The following is a 6,263-nucleotide window of genomic DNA, read 5'->3' on the forward strand; positions in this document are numbered from 1 at the left end:
TCCCATCTCGCTTCTCGTCCTGCGATGGCACGATCACCTCTGTGCTTTCTGTCGAACGCTACCTGGCCCTCGCCACCTGTGTACTCGCCTTGGGCGGGCTGACGACCGCCTGCTCATCCGACCAGCCCGAGCAGAAGGGTCCCGTCGGGCCCGTGCCACAGGGGCTCGACCGGTTCTACGGGCAGGCCCTCGACTGGGGTGAATGCGAGCCGTACGCCACCTCCGGCACGGCGCGCTCGGCGTTCGGGGCGGAAGGGCTCGAATGTGCGCGGTTGAGCGTGCCGCTGGACTACACCGAGCCCGACGGTACGACGATCTCGCTCGGCCTGCTGCGGCACGAGGCGACCGGGGACGACCGGATCGGCTCGCTGCTCGTCAACCCGGGCGGGCCCGGTGCCTCGGGCATGATGAGTGCGGCGTCGATGGCGGGCCCGACCGCCGACACCGAGATCGGCCAGCGGTTCGACCTGGTCGGCTTCGACCCGCGCGGTATCGGCGCGAGCGAGCCGGCGATCGAATGCCTGACCGACGAGGAACGCGACGCCGACCGCGCCGACGACATCGAATACGACGGCAGCAGCCGGAGCGTGCAGGCCGTGGAGCAGCAGCAACGCGAGTTCGCCGCCAAGTGCGCGCAGCGCACCGAGCACGGCAAGGACATGCTCGCCCACCTCGGTACCCGCGAGGTCGTCCAGGACATGGACGTGCTGCGTTCGGTGCTCGGCGACCGCAAGCTCAACTACCTGGGCTACTCGTACGGCACCCGCATCGGCTACACCTACGCCGAGCGGTTCCCCGGCAACGTCCGCTCCCTCGTCCTCGACGGCGCGCTCGATCCCGAACAGGACACGGTGGAGTCGCTCGTGTCCCAGGGGGAGGGTTTCGGCGCGTCGTTCGAGGAGTTCGCGACGTGGTGCCAGGAGCAGTCGGACTGTCCGCTGAGCGGCAACCCGACGACGGCGTACCAGGACCTGGTGCGGCCCCTGCTCGACGACCCCGTCGACGTCGGCGACCGCGTGCTGTCCTACGACGACGCCACGACGGGCACCGTCCAGGCGCTGTACTCGGAGCGCATGTGGCCGCAACTGAAGACCGGGCTGACCGAGTTGTCGCAGGGTACGGGTTCGACCCTGATGGCGTTGGCCGACATGTACAACCAGCGTGACTCCTCGGGCGGGTACGCCAACACCCAGGACGCGTTCGTGGCGATCCGCTGCATCGACGATCCGCCCGTCGAGGACAAGACGAAGATCCGCCGGGCGCAGCGGCGGTACGCCGAGGTCGCACCGTTCCTCGATCCGGGAACCCGGCCGTCGGCGGCACGGGATGCGTGCGCGTTCTGGCCCGTGGAGCACACGTCCGAACCGCATCTGCCCGACGTCGACGGCGTGCCGCCCGCGTTGGTCGTCTCCACCACCAACGATCCCGCGACGCCGTATCAGGCCGGGGTGCAGCTGGCCGAGGCCATGAACGGCAGGCTGCTCACGTTCGAGGGCGACCAGCACACGGTGTTCCTGCAGGGTAACCAGTGCGTGGACCAGGTGGGCGCGCGCTACCTGATCGACGGCACCCTGCCGCAGGAGGGCAAGCGCTGCACGTGAGCGGCGTGGCCGCCGGACCGGCCGTGACGTGCGGCTGCGGGCGGTGAGCGGCTGCGGGCGGGATGGGTGGCGTCAGCTGCTCGGTGACGGCGGCGTGCTGGAGACGTCGATCGGCTGGTTGTGCTCGCTCAGTCCGAGTTCGATCATCGTGGCGCCCTGGTTCGGCCGCCGCGGCGGCACCTGCAGCCACACGCGCAACAGGGTCCGCTCGGGATTGTCGGTGACCCAGAACTTGACCGCGACGTCGTCGGTCACGCCGGGCAGCAGTTCGGAGATGTCGGCCTGGGGAAGGGTGCCGCTGACGCGGTAGGTGGGCACGTCCTCGATGTCCTCGCGGCTCTCGGTGCTCAGTTCGGTCGCATCGCCGAGCAGGTCGCGCAGACCGCCGTCGCGGGCGAGCAGGCTCTTCGCGGTGAACCGTTCCGGCAGGACGGCCGTGGTGGTCACGTCGTCGGAGTCGGTCAGCGTGACGGTGTTGTCGTGGGCCGCCTCGGCGCTGCTGCCGTCGGGCACCGCCGACGTGGGCGAACCGCCGGACGAGGACCCGCCGTCCCGGTGGCCGAGTTCGTACTCGTACTGCACGCGTTCGGCGGGCAGCTGCAGGTCGACCTCGCCCGCCGCCCAGCCCGAGCGGGTGGCCACGCCGTCGAGCGACCGGATCGGAAAGCCGGGCAGCGCCCCCTGGGTGTGCAGGTCGAAGCGGACGCTGGTGACGTCGCGGAGCGCGATCGAGGCGTCTCGGACCAGCGAGGCGCCTGGCGGCTCGCTCTCGGGTGCCTCGGGTGAGGAGGTGCACCCGGCGACGAGCGCGACGAGCGATGCGGTGACGACCAGAATCCGCCGAGACATGTCTTGAGACCGTACTGCCGACCGAAGGTCGCCCGGTTGGGCGGTGGGAGCGGTTACCGGTGGTGTGCCGGTTCGGCTCGCCGTGCGGCGGTCGCCTCGGTGCGGGCGGCGAAGGTGCGCCGGTATGCGAGCGGGGAGACGCCGAGGGCGGCGCGCAGGTGTTTGCGCAGCGATGCCGCGGTGCCGAGGCCCGATTCGGCGGCGATCTGGTCGACGGTCAGTTCGGTGACTTCGAGCAGGTGCCGGGCGTGCAGGACGCGCTGGTGGGTCAGCCAGGTGTGCGGCGGCAGGCCGGTTTCGTCGCGGAAGCGGCGGTTGAAGGTGCGCATGCTCATCCGCGCGTGGGTGGCCAGCGCCGCCAGTCCGAGTGGTTCGTGGAGCCGCTCCAGCGCCCAGGCCCTGGTGGGTGCGGTGCTGCCGGCGCCGGCATCGCTGATCGGACGGTCGATGTACTGCGATTGCCCGCCGTCGCGCCACGGTGGGACGACGCAGTACCGGGCGGCGCGGTTGGCGACGTCGCTGCCGTGGTCGGAGCGGACGACGTGCAGGCAGAGATCGACACCCGCGGCGAGGCCGGCGGAGGTGAGCACGTCGCCGTCGTCGACGAACAGCACGTTCTCGTCGAGGTGCACGTCCGGGTAGAGGGCGCGGAATCGCTCGGCGTGTGCCCAGTGCGTGGTCGCCGGGCGGCCGTTCAGTATTCCGGCCGCGGCGAGCACGTATGCGCCGGTGCAGATCGACATGATGCGGGCGGATGCGGGCGCGCGTGCCAGTGCGGCGGCGACGTCGTCCGGGAGGGAGCCGTCGCGGCGCGGGCCGGGCAGCCGGGTGCCGGGCACGATCACGGTGTCGGCGTCGTCGAGCGCGTCGGGGCCGTGGTCGAGCAGTGCGGAGTACCCGGACGACACCCGCACCGGCCGGTCGTCGACCCCGCAGACGCGCACGTCGTACAACGGCCGTCCGCCGTGTTCGGCGGATGCGAAGAGCTGCGGCGGGATCTGCAGGTCGTAGCCCACGACCTCGCCGATGGCGAGGACCACGACCCGGTGCACGTCCATGGCAAGATCGTCGCACATATTGGCATTCCTGCCACTCGTCATCGGCCGCGGAGGTCGATCACGCTGGTGACCGCCGGGACGACCGGCCGCCGCGACGGGTGCCTTCGATGGGAGTGAGCAATGGTCGACGGGAACGTTCGCAACATCGGGATCCTGCTGTTCCCGGGTGTCGAGGAGCTCGACGCGATCGGGCCGTGGGAAGTGCTGTCGTTCTGGGCGCGCACGTACCCGGACGACGGGTGGCGAGTGTTCTGCTGCTCGACCGAGGGAAAGCCCGTGACCTGTGCGAAAGGGCTGACCGTCGAGCCGCACTATGCGATCGGCGAGATGCCGGCCCTCGACGTCCTCGTGCATCCCGGCGGCGACGGGACGCGCCCGCAGCTCGCCGACGTCGAGCACGTCGAATGGATCAGGTCGCAGCGCAGGTCGGTGCCTCTGGTGGCGGGTGTGTGCACCGGTTCGCTGGTCTTCGCCGCGGCAGGTCTGCTGAGCGGGCGTCCGGCGACGACGCACTGGGCGTCCCTGGGGTATCTCGCCGAACTCGACCCGACGATCGACGTGCGTCCCGACGCGCGGTTCGTCGACGACGGCGACATCGTCACCTCCGCCGGGATCTCGGCGGGGATCGACATGGCGCTGCACCTGGTTTCCCGGCTGGCCTCTCCGGAACGTGCCCGTGACGTGCGGCGGGGAATTCAGTACGACCCGCAGCCACCGGTGTGAGCACGCCGGTCGCGCCCCGTGCCGGTGAGCCGTGCCGGTGAGCCGTGGCGGTGCCGTGCCCAGGGGTGCCGTGCCCAGGGGTGCCGAGTATCCGCCGAATCGGCGAAACCCACGAAACACCGAGTTAACACGGCCCGCATAGGGTCACGCACATGGATCGTCAGCAGGAGTTCGTGCTGCGCACACTCGAAGAACGCGACATCCGCTTCGTGCGGCTCTGGTTCACGGACGTACTCGGCTTCCTCAAGTCGGTGGCGATCGCCCCCGCGGAGCTGGAAGGCGCGTTCTCCGAAGGGATCGGGTTCGACGGATCCGCGATCGAGGGCTTCGCGCGGGTCTACGAGTCGGACATGATCGCCAAGCCGGACCCGTCGACGTTCCAGGTGCTGCCGTGGGAACAGGCCGACGGCGGGCACTACTCGGCGCGGATGTTCTGCGACATCGCGATGCCCGACGCCTCGCCGTCGTGGGCGGATCCCCGGCACGTGCTGCGCCGCCAGTTGTCGAAGGCGGGCGAGGCGGGGTTCACCTGCTACGTCCACCCGGAGATCGAGTTCTACCTCCTTCAGGACCTGCCCGAGGACGGTAAGGAACCGGTCCCCGCCGACAACGGCGGTTACTTCGACCAGGCCAGCCACGCCACGGCCACGCACTTCCGGCGGCACGCCATCGAGGCGCTCGAGGCGATGGGCATCTCGGTGGAGTTCAGTCACCACGAGGGCGCGCCCGGGCAGCAGGAGATCGACCTGCGTTACGCCGACGCGCTGACCATGGCCGACAACGTCATGACGTTCCGGTACGTGGTCAAGGAGGTCGCGCTGACCCAGGGGGTGCGCGCGACGTTCATGCCGAAGCCGTTCACCGGCCATCCGGGCTCGGGCATGCACACCCACGTGTCGTTGTTCGAGGGCGACCGCAACGCCTTCTACGACCCCGAGGATCCGTACGAGCTGTCGGAGACCGGCAAGGCGTTCGTCGCCGGGCTGCTGTACCACGCTCGGGAGATCTCCGCGGTCACGAACCAGTGGGTGAACTCGTACAAGCGGCTGATCGTCGGCGGAGAGGCTCCGACGGCGGTGTCGTGGGGCCGGGCGAACCGGTCGGCGCTGGTGCGGGTGCCGATGTACTCGCCGGGAAAGGCGTCGTCGCGGCGGGTGGAGATCCGCTCGCTCGACTCGGCGTGCAACCCGTACCTGGCGTACTCGGTGATCCTGGCCGCCGGTCTGCGCGGGATCGAGAAGGGCTACGAGCTGCCGCCCGCGGCGGAGGACGACATCTGGGCGCTGTCCGAGGTCGAGCGCAAGGCTGCCGGTTACAAGCAGCTGCCGCAGAACCTCGGCGAGGCACTGACGGAGATGGAGAGCTCGGAGCTGCTGCCCGAGGCGCTCGGCGAGCACGTCTTCGACTTCTTCCTCCGGAACAAGCGCACGGAGTGGAACAACTACCGGAGCTCGGTGACGCCGTACGAGCTCCGGACCCTCCTTCCAGTGCTCTGACCTGCGGCTTCGCAAAAAGGGACCCCCCTGTTTCAGAGGGTGTCGCGGCCGTGTAATGTTCTCTTTGTCGCCAGGGAGCGGACGGGACGAGGCGGAGGTTGACTCCGCGAGACGGACCGGGTAGGCTTTCTGGTCGGCCCTCAAGAGGGTCACAACCCAGAGCAACGAATCTCCACGAGATAAGTTACTGTGGTTGCTGGCGCTTTCGGGCCAAATAACCAACTGCGTGTTGTTTGAGAACTCAACAGTGTGTTTGTGAGCTTTGTTTTGTTGCTTAGGGCCTCTTTTTTGGGGTTTTTTTGAGCTAGCGCAGGGCCATGGTTGATCGCGTGTTTGGCGTGGTTGGTTGTGGTGTTGTGTTTTTTGCTTGGTTTGGATTTTTCAATGCATTGTTGGAGAGTTTGATCCTGGCTCAGGACGAACGCTGGCGGCGTGCTTAACACATGCAAGTCGTACGCTGAAGCATCTTCGGGTGTGGATGAGTGGCGAACGGGTGAGTAACACGTGGGTAATCTGCCTTGTACTCTGGGATAAGC

General features: G+C 68.7%; 5 protein-coding genes and 1 rRNA gene. 4 read left to right on the top strand and 2 right to left on the bottom strand.

Going from position 1 to position 6,263, the window contains the following annotated elements; genetic code table 11:
- Nucleotides 1-41 precede the first annotated feature (41 nt).
- Complete coding sequence (locus LY41_RS21815) at nt 42-1,601, top strand: alpha/beta hydrolase (RefSeq protein WP_253866124.1); 1,560 nt, start codon at nt 42-44, stop codon at nt 1,599-1,601.
- Between the two features lie 72 nt (nt 1,602-1,673).
- Here the strand turns inward: LY41_RS21815 and LY41_RS21820 are convergent, their stop codons facing one another.
- Nucleotides 1,674-2,450, bottom strand: coding sequence for an LppX_LprAFG lipoprotein (locus LY41_RS21820; protein ID WP_253866125.1), 777 nt, complete (start codon nt 2,448-2,450; stop codon nt 1,674-1,676).
- 53 nt (nt 2,451-2,503) lie between these two features.
- Nucleotides 2,504-3,508: a GlxA family transcriptional regulator gene (locus LY41_RS21825; RefSeq protein ID WP_253866126.1), complete on the bottom strand. Its 1,005-nt coding sequence runs from the start codon at nt 3,506-3,508 to the stop codon at nt 2,504-2,506.
- 120 nt (nt 3,509-3,628) lie between these two features.
- On the opposite strand from LY41_RS21825, the gene LY41_RS21830 reads away from it, so the two are divergent.
- The 3 genes from LY41_RS21830 to LY41_RS21840 all read left to right on the top strand — a co-directional run.
- Entirely contained in the window at nt 3,629-4,231 is a 603-nt protein-coding gene (locus LY41_RS21830) for a DJ-1/PfpI family protein (RefSeq protein WP_253866127.1), read from the top strand.
- A 152-nt stretch (nt 4,232-4,383) separates the two neighbouring features.
- Nucleotides 4,384-5,727: a type I glutamate--ammonia ligase gene (glnA, locus tag LY41_RS21835; protein ID WP_253866129.1), complete on the top strand. Its 1,344-nt coding sequence runs from the start codon at nt 4,384-4,386 to the stop codon at nt 5,725-5,727.
- 389 nt (nt 5,728-6,116) lie between these two features.
- Nucleotides 6,117-6,263, top strand: a 16S ribosomal RNA gene (locus LY41_RS21840); the annotation flags it as partial.

The organism is Prauserella halophila, assembly GCF_024171895.1.
GTDB classification, from domain to species: domain Bacteria; phylum Actinomycetota; class Actinomycetes; order Mycobacteriales; family Pseudonocardiaceae; genus Prauserella; species Prauserella halophila.